Annotated in this window: 14 protein-coding genes and 1 riboswitch; of the genes, 9 read left to right on the top strand and 5 right to left on the bottom strand. The window is 62.6% G+C overall.

Annotation, left to right across the window (positions count from 1 at the left end):
* Window positions 1-59 precede the first annotated feature (59 nt).
* A riboswitch (S-adenosyl-L-homocysteine riboswitch) is annotated at window positions 60-176 on the top strand.
* A gap of 32 nt (window positions 177-208) precedes the next feature.
* From ahcY to P9250_RS17755, 9 genes are all read left to right on the top strand, one after another.
* The gene (gene ahcY / locus P9250_RS17795) at window positions 209-1,630 is read left to right on the top strand and encodes an adenosylhomocysteinase (RefSeq protein WP_250466021.1); all 1,422 of its coding nucleotides are present in this window, start codon (window positions 209-211) and stop codon (window positions 1,628-1,630) included.
* 96 nt (window positions 1,631-1,726) lie between these two features.
* The gene (locus tag P9250_RS17790; RefSeq protein ID WP_244826521.1) at window positions 1,727-2,080 is read left to right on the top strand and encodes a phage holin family protein; all 354 of its coding nucleotides are present in this window, start codon (window positions 1,727-1,729) and stop codon (window positions 2,078-2,080) included.
* A 41-nt stretch (window positions 2,081-2,121) separates the two neighbouring features.
* A complete protein-coding gene (metF, locus tag P9250_RS17785) occupies window positions 2,122-2,961 on the top strand; it encodes a methylenetetrahydrofolate reductase [NAD(P)H] (RefSeq protein ID WP_244826520.1) in 840 nt (279 codons plus the stop codon).
* A gap of 366 nt (window positions 2,962-3,327) precedes the next feature.
* Window positions 3,328-4,959 (top strand): ABC transporter substrate-binding protein, encoded by a 1,632-nt coding sequence (locus P9250_RS17780; protein ID WP_244826519.1) that lies wholly within the window; start codon window positions 3,328-3,330, stop codon window positions 4,957-4,959.
* A 149-nt stretch (window positions 4,960-5,108) separates the two neighbouring features.
* Entirely contained in the window at window positions 5,109-6,119 is a 1,011-nt protein-coding gene (locus tag P9250_RS17775) for an ABC transporter permease subunit (RefSeq protein ID WP_244826518.1), read from the top strand.
* Window positions 6,120-6,292: 173 nt separating this feature from the next.
* Window positions 6,293-7,213: an ABC transporter permease subunit gene (locus P9250_RS17770; RefSeq protein ID WP_244826517.1), complete on the top strand. Its 921-nt coding sequence runs from the start codon at window positions 6,293-6,295 to the stop codon at window positions 7,211-7,213.
* A gap of 1 nt (window position 7,214) precedes the next feature.
* Entirely contained in the window at window positions 7,215-8,207 is a 993-nt protein-coding gene (locus P9250_RS17765; protein WP_310394380.1) for an ABC transporter ATP-binding protein, read from the top strand.
* Window positions 8,204-9,208: a peptide ABC transporter ATP-binding protein gene (locus P9250_RS17760; RefSeq protein ID WP_244826515.1), complete on the top strand. Its 1,005-nt coding sequence runs from the start codon at window positions 8,204-8,206 to the stop codon at window positions 9,206-9,208. The genes P9250_RS17765 and P9250_RS17760 overlap by 4 nt, the downstream gene beginning before the upstream one ends.
* Before the next feature lie 124 nt (window positions 9,209-9,332).
* Window positions 9,333-10,439, top strand: coding sequence for a TraB/GumN family protein (locus P9250_RS17755; protein WP_244826514.1), 1,107 nt, complete (start codon window positions 9,333-9,335; stop codon window positions 10,437-10,439).
* A gap of 13 nt (window positions 10,440-10,452) precedes the next feature.
* Here P9250_RS17755 and P9250_RS17750 read toward each other — a convergent pair whose 3' ends face one another.
* The 5 genes from P9250_RS17750 to pxpB all read right to left on the bottom strand — a co-directional run bounded on the left by P9250_RS17750 (window position 10,453) and on the right by pxpB (window position 14,697).
* A complete protein-coding gene (locus P9250_RS17750; RefSeq protein ID WP_250466013.1) occupies window positions 10,453-11,409 on the bottom strand; it encodes a DUF979 domain-containing protein in 957 nt (318 codons plus the stop codon).
* On the bottom strand, window positions 11,406-12,125 hold the full coding sequence (locus tag P9250_RS17745; RefSeq protein WP_250509626.1) for a DUF969 domain-containing protein: 720 nt from the start codon (window positions 12,123-12,125) through the stop codon (window positions 11,406-11,408). The genes P9250_RS17750 and P9250_RS17745 overlap by 4 nt, the downstream gene beginning before the upstream one ends.
* Window positions 12,126-12,231: 106 nt before the next feature.
* Entirely contained in the window at window positions 12,232-12,978 is a 747-nt protein-coding gene (gene pxpA, locus P9250_RS17740; protein WP_250509625.1) for a 5-oxoprolinase subunit PxpA, read from the bottom strand.
* A gap of 22 nt (window positions 12,979-13,000) precedes the next feature.
* Window positions 13,001-14,047: a biotin-dependent carboxyltransferase family protein gene (locus P9250_RS17735; protein WP_244826511.1), complete on the bottom strand. Its 1,047-nt coding sequence runs from the start codon at window positions 14,045-14,047 to the stop codon at window positions 13,001-13,003.
* Window positions 14,044-14,697: a 5-oxoprolinase subunit PxpB gene (pxpB, locus tag P9250_RS17730; RefSeq protein ID WP_250466008.1), complete on the bottom strand. Its 654-nt coding sequence runs from the start codon at window positions 14,695-14,697 to the stop codon at window positions 14,044-14,046. The genes P9250_RS17735 and pxpB overlap by 4 nt, the downstream gene beginning before the upstream one ends.
* Window positions 14,698-14,846: the final 149 nt, after the last annotated feature.

Genomic DNA, 14,846 nt, shown 5'->3' with positions numbered 1-14,846 from the left:
ATCAGACTGCGCTTAATCCCGCATTCGCATTCCGCCGACTTTTGCTACAATCTTCGCTCGCCCCCGAGGAGCGTTGCGACGGGTTTCACCCGCCAGGCTCGGAGGCTTCAATCGGACGGTTCGAAGGCACATAAACAAGCCCGCTGAGCCACCGCATCGAACGGCGCTCACGTCAAAATTTCTAGTCTTTTTTAGAAAGGAGGGCGTGATGAACGCCGCAGTTCTCGATTCCAAGAATTCCCAGGATTACGTTGTTGCCGACATGTCGCTCGCCGCATGGGGCCGCAAGGAACTCGACATCGCCGAAACGGAGATGCCCGGTCTCATCCAGACGCGCGAGGAATACAAGGCGCAACAGCCGCTGAAAGGCGCGCGCGTCGCAGGCTCGCTGCACATGACCATCCAGACCGGCGTGCTGATCGAAACGCTGACCGCACTCGGCGCCGACGTGCGCTGGGCATCGTGCAACATCTTCTCCACGCAGGATCACGCTGCCGCCGCCATCGCCGCGGGCGGCACGCCGGTGTTCGCGTTCAAGGGCGAATCGCTCGACGAATACTGGGAGTTCTCGCACCGCATCTTCGAATGGCCGAACGGCGAATTCGCCAACATGATTCTGGACGACGGCGGCGACGCCACGCTCTTGCTCATCCTCGGTTCGAAGGCCGAAAAAGACCGCTCGGTCATCGGCAAGCCGACGAATGAAGAAGAAGTCGCGCTGTACAAGTCGATCGCTTCGCACCTCGATGCCGACCCGACGTGGTACTCCACGCGCCTCGCGCACATCCAGGGCGTGACGGAAGAGACGACCACAGGCGTGCATCGTCTGTATCAGATGGAGAAGGAAGGGCGTCTGCCGTTCCCGGCCATCAACGTGAACGATTCGGTCACGAAGTCGAAGTTCGACAATCTGTACGGCTGCCGCGAATCGCTCGTGGATGGCATCAAGCGCGCCACCGACGTGATGATCGCCGGCAAGATCGCGGTCGTGGCGGGCTACGGCGACGTGGGCAAGGGCTGCGCGCAGTCGCTGCGCGGTCTGGGCGCCACCGTCTGGGTCACGGAGATCGACCCGATCTGCGCGCTGCAAGCGGCAATGGAAGGCTACCGCGTCGTGACGATGGAATATGCCGCCGACAAGGCCGATATCTTCGTGACGGCAACGGGCAACTACCACGTCATCAACCACGACCACATGAAGGCGATGCGCAACAACGCCATCGTCTGCAACATCGGTCACTTCGACTCCGAAATCGATGTCGCTTCCACGCGCCAATACACGTGGGACAACATCAAGCCGCAAGTCGATCACATCATCTTCCCGGACGGCAAGCGCATCATTCTGCTGGCTGAAGGACGTCTCGTGAATCTCGGCTGCGCAACCGGCCATCCGTCTTTCGTGATGTCGAACTCGTTCACGAACCAGACGCTCGCGCAGATCGAACTGTTCACGCAAGGCGACAAGTACGAGAACAAGGTGTATGTGCTGCCGAAGCATCTCGACGAGAAGGTCGCGCGTCTGCATCTGGGACGTATCGGCGCGGAACTGACGGTGCTTTCGACGGAGCAGGCCGGTTATATCGGCGTCGACAAGAACGGTCCGTTCAAGCCGAACCACTACCGCTATTAATCCGCTACTGACAAGGCACGCGGCGGCGTGGCCGCGCACGGATCGGGAGGTTCGTGCGCGGTACAAAGACACATTGCATCAACCGGAGAACACTCGATGACCGTGCTGCTGACATGGCTGATCAACGCGCTCGCGCTTCTGATCATCACCTATCTCGTGCCGTCGATCCACATCCGCAGTTTCGGCACGGCGCTCATCGTGGCCGTGGTGCTCGGGCTCATCAACGCAGTGCTGCGCCCGGTGCTCATCATTCTCACGTTGCCCGTGACCATCCTGACGCTCGGCCTCTTCATCCTCGTGGTGAATGCGCTGTGTTTCTGGCTGTGCTCGTCGCTCTTGAAAGGCTTCGAGGTGACGGGTTTCTGGTCCGCGTTCTTCGGCTCGATTCTATATAGCATCGTGTCGTGGCTTCTGTCGGCGCTCATCTTCGGACAGCGCAACTTCGGCTGACGCCGCGCACACCACGCCTCGCCGCGCGTACACACACCACCATGAAACCGATCGAACTTTCATTCGAGTTTTTCCCGCCGAAGACGCAGGAAGGTGTGGACAAACTGCGCGCCTCGCGCGCGCAACTGAAAACGCTCGCGCCGAAGTTCGTCTCCGTGACGTTCGGCGCGGGCGGCTCCACGCAGCAAGGCACGCTCGACACCGTGCTCGAAATGGCCGCGGAAGGCTTCGAAGCGGCGCCGCATCTGTCTTGCATCGGCTCGTCGAAAGACAGCCTGCGCGCGATTCTTTCGCAGTATCGGGAGCACGGCATTCGCCATATCGTCGCGTTGCGCGGCGACTTGCCTTCGGGCATGGGTGAAGTCGGCGAGTTGCGCTATGCGTCCGAACTCGTGGCGTTCATTCGCCAGGAGCACGGCGACTGGTTCAACATTGAAGTGGCGGCGTATCCGGAGTTTCATCCGCAATCGCGTTCGCCGCGCGCCGATCTCGAAAACTTCGCGCGCAAGGTAAAGGCGGGCGCGAACTCCGCGATCACGCAGTACTTCTTCAACGCGGACGCCTACTTCGAATTCGTCGATGAAGCGAAAAAGCTCGGCGTCGATGTGCCTATCGTGCCGGGCATCATGCCGATCACCAACTTCACGCAGTTGATGCGCTTTTCCGAGATGTGCGGCGCGGAAGTGCCGAAGTGGATCGCGCGCCGGCTCGAAAGTTACGGCGACGACCGCGAGTCGATCCGCGAATTCGGCGTCGATGTGGTGACGGGTCTGTGCCAGCGTCTGATCGACGGCGGCGCGCCCGGCTTGCATTTCTACACGCTCAACGGCGCGTGGGCGTCGAAGACGGTTTGCGAGCGGCTCGGCGTCAAGAGCGTCTGAGTTTGTTTTACCCGCGCGGCGTTCGTCCGCGCGGTCCTTACTTTCCTCCTCGTTTAGCACTTTTTTCGGGCGTTTTAGTACCCGACGGCGCACTTTGCGCACGCTGCCGGCACCTTGCGCGGATATTTCGCCATCCGAGCTATCACGCTTAGACATAGGCGATAACCTAACCGCATCGAACCAACCGGCAGCTGTAAATCCAGTGGGGAAAACGACCACACACGTAATATTTGTTCATGCTAGGGTAGCGCCCGAATTTGCTTGCGCCGTTTCATCCGGCAGATTCGCACGGCTGGCAGCACCGCCGATGCGATCAAGTAATATCGCGCTACGTCAGTTGAAAGCTGGCATCGACCTGGAGGAAACATGAAGAAGAATGGCCTGTTGCGAGTCGCCCGCGTGTCGGCGCTCATGGGCGCCGTCGCCACGGCAACGCTATTCGCGGCGAACGTCGCGAATGCCGCCATCCCCAACAAGACGCTGGTGTACTGCTCGGAAGGCAGTCCCGCCGGTTTCGATCCCGCGCAATACACCACTGGCACCGACTTCACCGCGAACACGTTCACGGTCTATAACCGCCTCGTCGAATTCGAGCGCGGCGGCACGAAGGTCGAGCCGGGTCTCGCCGAAAAGTGGGACGTGTCGGCGGACGGTTTGACCTACACCTTCCATTTGCGTCACGGCGTGAAGTTCCAGACGACGTCGTACTTCAAGCCGACGCGCGAATTCAACGCGGATGACGTCCTCGTCACGTTCAACCGCATGCTCGACCCGAACCAGCCGTTCCGCAAGGCGTACCCGGTTGCGTTCCCGTACTTCACGGACATGGGCCTCGACAAGCTCATCGCGAAGGTGGAGAAGGTCGATCCCTACACCGTGAAGTTCACGCTCAAGGAAGTGAACGCGCCGTTCATCCAGAACATGGCGATGGAATACGCGTCCATTCTCTCGGCCGAATACACGGACAAGCTGGTGAAGGACGGCAAGGCCGCCGACATCAATCAGTATCCGGTTGGCACGGGACCGTTCATCTTCCGTAGCTATACAAAGGATGCGACCATTCGCTTCGACGGCAATCCGGATTACTGGAAGCCGAACGCGGTGCAGGTGTCGAAGCTGATCTTTTCGATCACGCCCGATGCCGCTGTGCGCGTGCAGAAGCTGAAAAGCAACGAATGCCAGGTGATGAGCTATCCGCGTCCGGGCGACATCGAGTCGCTCAAGTCCGCATCGAATCTGGATACGCCGTCGCAGGCCGGTTTCAACGAAGGTTACGTGGCCTATAACGTGACCAAGAAGGGGCTGGACAACACCGACGTGCGCCGCGCGCTCGACATGGCGATCAACAAGAAGGCGATCATCGATTCCGTGTATCAGGGCGCGGGCCAGGCGGCCACCGCTCCGATGGCGCCGACTCAATGGTCCTACGACAAGAACCTCAAGACGAGTCCGTACGATACGGCCAAGGCCAAGGATCTGCTCGCGAAGGCCGGCTTTCCGAACGGCATGGATATCGACCTTTGGGCCATGCCTGTGCAACGCGCGTACAACCCGAACGCACGTCTGATGGCCGAGATGATCCAGGCCGACTGGGCGAAGATCGGCGTGAAGGCAAAGATCGTGTCGTACGAATGGGGCGAGTATCTCAAGCGCGCGCACGCGGGCGAGCATCAGGCGCTCTTGATCGGCTGGACCGGCGACAACGGCGACCCCGACAACTGGCTCGGCACGCTGCTCGGTTGCGACGCGGTGAAGGGCAGCAACTTCTCGAAGTGGTGCTATAAGCCGTTCGACGATCTGGTCGTGAAGGGCCGTTCGACGAGCGACGTGGCGGCGCGCACGAAGGCTTACATGGACGCGCAGCAGATCTTCGCGCAACAGCTGCCGTTCTCGCCGATCGCGCATTCGACGGTGTATCAGCCGGCCAGCAAGAAGGTGACGGGCCTGAAGATCGAACCGCTCGGCTATGTGCGTTTCGACGGCGTGGGCATGCAGTAAAGCGAGAGCATCCGCAAAACGCAGCTTGCAAGCGGAACGCTTTTTGCACTAAACCATAATTAGTCGAACAGGACCGGCGGCGCGGGTCGAAAACGATCCGCGCCGCCGGTCACTCTTCCAAATCCCCAAGTACGAACCAAAGGGCGATCATGTTCCGATTCGTTTTGCGACGCATAGGAATGGTGATACCGACGTTCATCGGCATTACGATTCTCGCGTTCGCGCTCATCCACCTGATCCCGGGCGACCCCATCGAAGTAATGATGGGCGAACGCGGCGTGGACCCGGCGATGCACGCCGAAGCCATGAAGCGCTTAGGTCTCGACGAGCCTTTACCGCTTCAGTATCTCCACTATGTCGGCCATGCGCTCAAGGGCGATCTCGGCATGTCGATCATCACCAATACGAGTGTGATGAGCGAATTCATGGCGCGCTTTCCGGCGACCGTCGAACTGTCCATCTGCGCGATGATCTTCGCGCTCATCGTCGGTCTGCCGGCGGGCGTGGCGGCGGCGCTCAAGCGCGGCACGGTGGTCGATCATGGCGTGATGGGCACCGCGCTCACGGGCTATTCGATGCCGATCTTCTGGTGGGGCTTGATCCTCATCATGTTCTTCTCGGCAAGGCTCGGCTGGACGCCCGTGTCGGGGCGGATCGCGGTGGAATACGACATTCCGCACGTCACGGGCTTCATGCTGATCGACTCGATCTTCTCCACCGATGAAGGCGCGTTCAAGTCCGCGGTGAGCCATCTGATATTGCCGACCATCGTGCTCGGCACGATTCCGCTCGCGGTGATTGCGCGCATGACGCGTTCGTCGATGCTCGAAGTGCTGCGCGAAGACTACATTCGCACGGCGCGCGCGAAGGGGCTTTCGCCGTTGCGCGTGGTGATCGTGCATGCGTTGCGCAATGCGCTGATTCCCGTGGTGACCGTGATCGGCTTGCAGGTTGGCACGTTGCTCGCGGGTGCGGTGTTGACGGAGACGTTGTTCTCGTGGCCGGGCGTCGGCAAGTGGCTGATCGATGCCATTTCGCGTCGCGATTATCCCGTCGTGCAGGGCGGCATTCTGATGATCGCGTCGCTCGTGATCTTCGTGAATCTGATCGTCGATCTGCTGTACGGCGTGTTGAATCCGCGCATTCGCCATACAAGGTGAACATGTACCACCCCCACGCTCACATTCGTTCGCTGCCCCCCGAGGGGGCGCATGCCTCTCTTGAGGCGGCTCGGCGAGAGGCATAGACATGTTCCACCCCCACGCTCACATTCGTTCGCTGCCCCCCACGGGGGCGCATGCCTCTCTTGAGGCGGCTCGGCGAGAGGCATGATATGGCCGACATTCAAAACAACCTACCCCCCCAGGCAGTAACACCGCCACCCAGCGGCCGCATGGTCGCGGGCCGCGAGTTCTGGGCGAACTTCTCGCGCAATCGCGGCGCAGTGGTCGCGGGCTTCATCGTGCTCGTGCTGATTCTGGTGGCGCTCACCGCGCCCGTGATCGCGCCGCACAGCCCCATCGAGCAATATCGCGAATACGTGAAGATTCCGCCCGCGTGGCTCGAAGGCGGCAACCGCATGTTCCTGCTCGGCACCGATGAAGCCGGCCGCGACATTCTCTCGCGTCTCATGTACGGCGCGCGGCTGTCGTTCTGGATCGGCTTCGTATCGGTCGTGCTCGCGCTCATTCCGGGCGTCGTGCTGGGGCTCATGGCCGCGTTCTTCGGCTGGCTCGATACGCCGATCATGCGCATCATGGATGTGCTCCTCGCGCTGCCTTCGCTCTTGCTCGCGGTCGCCGTGGTCGCGATCATCGGGCCGGGGCTCGTCAACACCATGCTTGCCATCGCCATCGTCGCGCTGCCGGGTTATGTGCGTCTGACGCGCGCATCGGCGCTTGGCGAATTGCAAAAGGAATACGTGACGGCATCGCGCGTCGCGGGTGCGGGCGTTGTGCGGCTGATGTTCTCGCAAGTGCTGCCAAACTGCGCCGCGCCGCTCATCGTGCAGGCGACGCTCGGATTTTCATCGGCCATTCTGGACGCCGCCGCGCTCGGCTTCCTCGGCTTGGGCGTGCAACCGCCCGCGGCCGAGTGGGGCGCCATGCTGGCTTCGGCGCGCGATTACATCGAAAGCGCATGGTGGATCGTCACGATGCCCGGTCTCTCCATCCTGATCTCGGTGCTCGTCATCAATCTGCTCGGCGACGGTCTGCGCGACGCCCTCGACCCGAAACTGAAACGGATGGGATGACATGAACGATCTACTCACTATCCGTAATCTGCAAGTGACGTTCGGCGGCACACAGGCGGTCGATCGCATCGACCTGTCGGTCAAGCCGGGCGAAGTGGTCGGCGTGGTCGGCGAATCCGGCTCGGGCAAAAGCGTCACGATGATGGCGCTCATGGGCCTGATCGATGCACCCGGCAAGGTCTCGGCCGATCAGGTCACCTTCGATGGGCGCGATTTGCTGAAGGCCTCGGCGCGCGAGCGTCGCAAGATCATCGGCAAGGACATCGCGATGGTGTTTCAGGACGCGCTGACGAGCCTGAACCCGAGCTACACGGTCGGCTATCAGATCAAGGAATCGCTGAAACTGCACGAAGGCTTGCGCGGCGACGCACTCAACAAACGCGCGCTCGAACTGCTGGATCAGGTCGGCATTCCAGATGCGAAAAGCCGCATCGACGCGTTTCCGCATCAGATGTCGGGCGGCATGAATCAGCGCGTGATGATCGCAATGGCGGTCGCCTGCAATCCCAAACTCCTGATCGCCGACGAGCCCACGACCGCGCTCGACGTGACCATTCAGGCGCAGATCATGGAACTGCTCGTGCGCTTGCAAAAGGAACGCGGCATGGCGCTCGTGCTGATTTCGCACGATCTCGCGGTGGTGTCGGAAGTGGCGCAGCGCGTCGCGGTGATGTATGCGGGCGAGATCATCGAAACGAATCACGTCCCTGCCATTTTCAGCGAGCCGCATCATCCGTACACGGAAGCGTTGCTCGCCGCGATTCCGGAACATAGCCGCGGCGCGGATCGTCTGGCGGCGTTGCCGGGCATGGTGCCGGGCCGAGACGACAGACCCAGTGGATGCCTCTTTGCGCCGCGCTGCAAATATGCCGTCGAGGACTGCTGGAAGGGGCGGCCGAATCTGTTCCAGCTCGACCCCAACGACGCGGCCGTGCGCGCGCGTTGCATCAAGCCGTTGAATGTCGAAATGGTGGTGGAAGGAGGCGCGCGATGAACGCCGTACCGAAGGAAATCAACAAGGACATCGTGCTCGCCGCCGATCAGCTCACGCGGCATTACAGCGTCAAGCGCAGCATGTTCGAACAGGGCACGGTGAAGGCGCTGAACGGCGTGTCGTTCGAGTTGCAGCGCGGGCGCACGCTTGCTGTCGTCGGCGAATCGGGCTGCGGCAAGTCCACGCTCGCGCGTCAGTTGACGATGATCGAGACGCCGACATCGGGCCGTCTTCTGATCGATGGCGAGGACGTGGCGGGCGCGAGCAAGGACAAGATCGCCGCGTTGCGGCAGCGCGTGCAGATGGTGTTCCAGAACCCGTTTGCCTCGCTCAATCCGCGTAAGACCGTCGAGCAGACGCTCGGCGAGCCGCTCGCCATCAACACGAAGCTCAACGCAACCGAACGCGCTCAACGCATTGCGCAGATGATGCGCACCGTCGGCCTGAGACCGGAACACGCGACGCGCTACCCGCACATGTTTTCGGGCGGTCAACGGCAACGCGTGGCGATTGCGCGCGCGATGATTCTCGACCCGCAAATCGTCGTCGCCGATGAACCCGTTTCCGCGCTCGATGTCTCGATCCAGGCGCAGATTCTCAATCTGTTCATGGACCTGCAAGCGCAGTTCGGCACGAGCTACGTGTTCATCTCGCACAACCTGTCGGTGGTCGAGCATATTGCCGATGACGTGATGGTGATGTACTTCGGCGGCGTGGCCGAACTCGGCGACAAGAAAACCATCTTCGCGCGACCGCGTCATCCGTACACGCGCGCCTTGATGTCGGCAACGCCCGCGTTGTTCGAGGAAGATCGCCGCATCAAGATCAAGCTGCAGGGCGAAATGCCTTCGCCGCTCAATCCGCCATCGGGCTGCACGTTTCATCAGCGCTGCCCGTACGCGATCGATCGTTGCAGAACCGAGGAACCGGCGCTGCGCGTCGTCGACGGGCGGCAAGTCTCGTGTCATCGCGCCGAGGAGGTAGGTGACGTGGAGGTTTGAATCGCATCGACGCGCGGTTTGACGCGCGCCAGCTTCGTTCAAAGAAGGCGGCGCGCGGTCAAGCTCCAAGTCGATCGTCTCGAAGCGACAGCGCGTGTCCAGCGGGTCGCGTGAATGTTTTAAGATGTCGCTCGTGCCGTATTCATATGACCAGCCGCGCGCCGCGCGCGTGGCGTCCGCCAGAGCGACAGCCATTGTGCTGTCGTTCGTACTGTTCATGGCAGGCGCGGTCGTTACGCCATCCGGTTTTGCGGTCGTCGGATCGCGTACGCCGGCAGGTGGCACCCCTCAGCCCGCAGGCGGCGCGGACGTAGCGGCGGCACCGGGCGCATCGGCACCCGCGCCGGCCGTGGATCGATCCGATGGCACGACGGCAAGCGGCCCCGTGCGCGCGGCGCCGGCGCGCATGCCGTTCTACGTTGCGACCAAAGGCACGACCACCATCTATTTGCTCGGTACGCTGCATGTCGGTTTCGCGACCGACTATCCGGCCGAACAGCCGTTTCGCCAGTCGATACTGGCTGCGCTTTATGCATCGCCCACACTCGCGCTCGAAATCTCTCCCGACGAACTGCTCGTTTCGCAAGAGGACGTGAATCGCTTCGGCATGTGCCGCAGCGAATGTTTGATCGATTATTTGCCGGATTCGATGTGGCAGGCGGTGCAAGCGCGCATGCGCAACAATCCCGATGCGCTGAAGGAATTGCGGCACACGCGTCCGTGGCTCGCGTCGATGCTGATCGAAACATACGACACGCTCAAGGCCGGTTTTCAGAGCGAGTACGGCACCGAGGCGCAGTTGCAGAATGTCTATCTGCATGTGCGAGGAAAAATCGTCGGGCTCGAAACCTTGAACGAACAGATATCGACGTTCACGCGTCTGACTTCCGCGCAACAGCGCGAGATGCTCGCACAGGATCTCGTGCAGACGCCAACCGAAAACATCGCCGACGTGAAAGAGCTGCACCGGCTCTGGCGAATCGGCGACGCGGACGCGCTCAAAGCTTGGGACGACGCCAAGGGCAACAAGCTTGCGCGCTCGAAGCCGCTCGCGGATCAGGTGGATAACCGCGTGGTATATGAGCGCAATCGCCGCTTCGTCGCGCGGATGGTGCAACTGGCAGCGCCCGACAAGCCGGTGTTCGTGGCTATCGGGGCGCTGCATCTCGGCGGGTCGCGCGGCGTGCTCGAACTGCTGAGAAAGCGCGGCTTCGTCGTGGTGGCTGGCTGAACGCTTTGCCGATTCAGATGAACATCAGCCAGTTCAGCAAGAAGATGTTCACGATCAGAAGCGACAACGCTGTCGGCACCTGCACCTTGATCACCGCGTTCTTGTCGGGCAACTCCAGCAACGCCGCCGGAACCATGTTGAAGTTCGCGGCCATCGGCGTCATCAGCGTTCCGCAGTAGCCCGAGAACATGCCGATGGCGGCCATCGTCGCCGGATTGCCGTGGAACACGCCGACGAGAATCGGTACACCGACACCGCCCGTCATCACTGGAAACGCGGCGAAGCCGTTGCCCATCACCATCGTGAAAAGCGCCATGCCGACGACATAGACCGTCACCGCGACGAGCCGATAGTCGAGGTTGATGTAGGCCGTCGTCACATGCGCGACCGCCTTGCCGACGCCTGCGTCCGAGAACACGAGTCCGAGCATGCCGAGCATTTGCGGCAGCACGGCGGCCCACGAAAGCGCGTCGATGAGACGGCGCGCCTCGCGCATCGACTGGCCGACGGTATCGCGCGTCATGACGCACGCCACCGCCAGCGCGATCACGCAGCCTATGCCGAAGCCGATCAGCGTCACGTTCTTCAACTCGATCAACGGTTGCCCGCCGAAGACGAGATGGCTCGCGCCGAGCGTCAGGATCACGGTGACGACCGGAATGGTCAGCGCGGGCACGAAGAGCTTGTTGCCGAGCCGCGCGGCGCTCTGCCGGCGCGTTTGCTCCGACAGCATTTTCGGCTTCGCGCCGGTCACGCCGCCGAGTCCGGCGATGAGCGCCATCGCTATCACGAGCACGCCGACGACCGCGGGCGGCAGCCAGTCGCCGATCAGGAACACGAGCGCATACACGAGCCAGAACACGCCCGTCGTCAGGCGGCGCGGATGCGACTTGTCGGTGAGGATCATGCCGGCGACCACCACCAGCACGATGCCGACGAGATAGAAGAGATAGTTGATGGTGAGCGTCATGCTTTCTCTCCCGCGAGATTGCGCGTGAGCGCGCCGAGTTCGCGCGTCAGGCGCCGGTCGAGCAGCCACAGCCGAAAGCCGTGGATGAGGAACGCGCAGATCGCGGTCGGAATGCCCCACACGGCAACATGCATGGGTTCCACGACGATGCCCGCTTCCTTGAGGAACGTGACCATCAGCACGATGGCGCCGAACGCCACGAAGATGTCCTCGCCGAAGAAGAGGCCGACGTTGTCGGTTGCCGCCGAATATGCGCGCAGCTTGTGGCGCACCGCGTCGGAGAGCTTGCCGTAACGCGTTTCGGCGGCGCCTTCGGCCATCGGCGCGAGGAGCGGTCGCACCATTTGCGGATGGCCGCCGAGACCCGTGAGGCCGACCGCCGCCGTCAGTTCGCGCACGAGCAGATAGACGATCAACAGTCGCCCGACCGTCGCCGCGCGAATGCTCGATATCCACGTCTGCGCGCGTTCGCGCAAGCCATGCCGTTCGAGCAGGCCGATCACCGCGAGCGGCAGCAAGATGATGAGCGGAATATTGCGCGTCTTCAGAAAGCCGGTGCCGATGGTGGTTAGAATGCGCTCCACGGGAAAGTGCGCCGCGAAGCCGGTGACGATCGCCGCTGCGGCGACGATCAGCATCGGATTGAAGCGCAGCACGAAGCCCACGATGATGACGGCCACGCCGATGAGCGGCCATAAGTTGACTGCGGTTGCCATGAGATCTCCAGACCAGGGGTTAGACATCGCGCCTCGAAGCGGACGCGTAGATAGCGCTTGTTAAAACGCCCCGGCAGGCGGGGCGTTCGATGCATCGGAAAATCGCTTATTCGGCGCGGGCGGCGCGGACATCGACGCCCGCATCGGCGAGCGCGCCGCGAATGCGTCGCGCGAATTCGAGTGCGTGCGCGCCATCGCCATGCAGGCAGATGGTCTGCGCCTTGAGCGGCACCCATTCGCCGGACACGGCCTGCACGCGTTGCTCGCGCACCATCGCGAGCGTGCGGTCGAGCACTTCGGTTTCATCCTCGAGCAGCGCGCCCGGTTCCTTGCGCGGCACGAGCGAGCCATCCGCGCGATAGCCGCGATCCGCGAAGACTTCCTCGATGGCGACCAAGCCCGCGCGCCGCGCCGCATCGACGAGACCGCTGTTGGCGAGACCGAAGATCAGCAGCGACGGATCGAAGTCATGCACGGCGGAGCAGATGGCATCCGCTATCCCGGGGCTTTTCGCGGCCTGGTTGTAGAGCGCGCCGTGCGGCTTCACATGCGCGATACGTCCGCCTTCCGCCCGCGCAATGGCCGACAGCGCGCCCAGTTGATACAGCACGCCCGCGTAGATTTCCTCGGGCGGCAAGTCCATTTCCTTGCGGCCGAAGTTCTCGGGATCGTTGAAGCTCGGATGCGCGCCGATCGCCACGCCTTTTTGCACCGCCCAGCGCACGCACTCGCGCATCGCGGTTGCGCCGCCCGCATGCCAGCCGCACGCGATGTTCGCGGAGCTGACGAGTTCGAGCAGCGCTTCGTCGGTGCCGCAGCCTTCGCCGAGATCGGCGTTCAGATCGATTTCCATGATGTCGTATCGTTCAAAGTCGTTACGTTGATTTAGCCAGACGCGCGCAGCGTTCCTCGTGCATCGCGATGGCCGTGCCCACCTGACTGACATAGCGCCGCTCTTCGGCGAGCGCATGGCGTGCTTCTTCCAGCGACGTTTCGATGAAGCGCACGCCGCCGTTCAACCGCACTTGCGCGAGCTTCCACAAATCCGCCTTGATGACCGCGCCGATCTTCGGATAGCCGCCCGTGGATTGCGCGTCGCCCATCAGGACGATGGGCTGGCCGTTCGGCGGCACTTGAATCGTGCCGGGCAGGACCGCGTGCGACAGCAGTTCGATTTTCTCGCCGCGTTCGAGCTCCGTGCCCGCGAGGCGAAAGCCCATGCGGTTGCTGTTTGGCGTGATGGTCCATTCCTCGTTCCAGAAGTCGCGCTGCGCCTTCTCCGTGAAGCTCGCGTATTCCGGACCGCGCAGCACGCGAATCGGCACGGCCCAGTCGACGCCCGGCGCATGTCGGCCGCGCCGCACGGGTTCATCGACGAGCACGAACTTGCACCACGCGGGCGCCTTCACGCCGAAGGCCGGTTCTTCCGGCGAAAACGCGATGCCCTTGTGCGGTTGCGGCACGCCGACAGGCAAACGGTCGCCGTCGGCAAGCGCGCGTCCGCCCAGGCCGCCGAAGCATGCGCCGAGGTCGGTGCTGCGCGAGCCGAGCATCGGCAAGACGTCGATACCGCCCGCAATGCACACGTAGCCGCGCATGCCGCGCTTGGCCGCGCGCAGCGTCAGCTCCTGGCCCGCGCGCACGGGCAGACTCCACCACGAATAAACCGGCTCGTCGTCGAGCGTCGCGCCGAAGTCCGTGCCGGTAATCGCGACGCGCGTCGCGCGCGAGAAGCGCAGCACGGTCGGCCCGAACGTGACTTCGATGCCCGCCGCATCCGCTTTGTTGCCGACGATACGATTGCCGATTTCCAGCGACAGCGCATCGAGCGCGCCGCCCGAACTCACGCCGAGATGCCGATAACCGTGGCGCCCGAGATCCTGCACGGACGAGAGCACGCCCGCGCGTTTTACTTCGATCATGCGCGCACCTCCAGCGCCGTGAAGCGCACGCGGTCGCCGGGCTGCATGAGCGTCGGCGGGTTGCGGGCCGGATCGAAAAGCTTGAGGTCGGTGCGGCCGAGCAGATTCCATCCACCGGGCGATACAGCGGGATAGATACCCGTCTGCGCCCCGCCGATGCCGACCGAACCCGCCGGCACTTCGAGGCGCGGTTCCGCGCGGCGCGGCGTGTGCAGCGCGGGATCGAGGCCGCCCATGTAGGCGAAGCCCGGCTGAAAACCGAGAAAGAAGACGACGTATTCGGCTTCGGTGTGACGCTTCACGACTTCATCGACGGAAAGGCCGACGTGCTTGGCGAGCGAACTCAGATCGGGGCCGTCCGCGCCGCCGTAGCGCACCGGAATCTCGATCTCCGCGCCGCCCGTATCCGATGGCGTGGCCGCTTCCCAACCTTCTTCGAGTTGCGCCGCGAGGGCTTCGTAATCGGCTTCGAGCGGGTCGAAGACGATGGTCAGGTTGTTCATGCCCGGCACGACTTCGACGACGTGCGGCATGAGCCGCGCGATGTCGGCGAGCGCCCAGATGCGGCGCTGACAATCGAGCGTCGCCGGTGGCGCGGATTCGCACACGAGCGCGTTGTCGCCAAGCGGATGAATACGTGGTTTCGTCATGCCTCTCTGGTCCCTTGCGCGCGCCGTCCATGCGGCCAGCAACGCGTCAGAATGCTACATTGTCAATAAATTATCGACAATTTATCAATAAGCGTTTGTTCGGAGTGTGGTTCGTGACGCAAGGTCGCGGCTGCGCGATATCGTTCGGA

Origin of the sequence: Caballeronia sp. LP006, assembly GCF_031450995.1 — a bacterium.
Lineage (GTDB): Bacteria > Pseudomonadota > Gammaproteobacteria > Burkholderiales > Burkholderiaceae > Caballeronia.
Note: the sequence above shows the minus strand (reverse complement) of the source record. Positions and strands in the feature narration are given on the sequence as shown.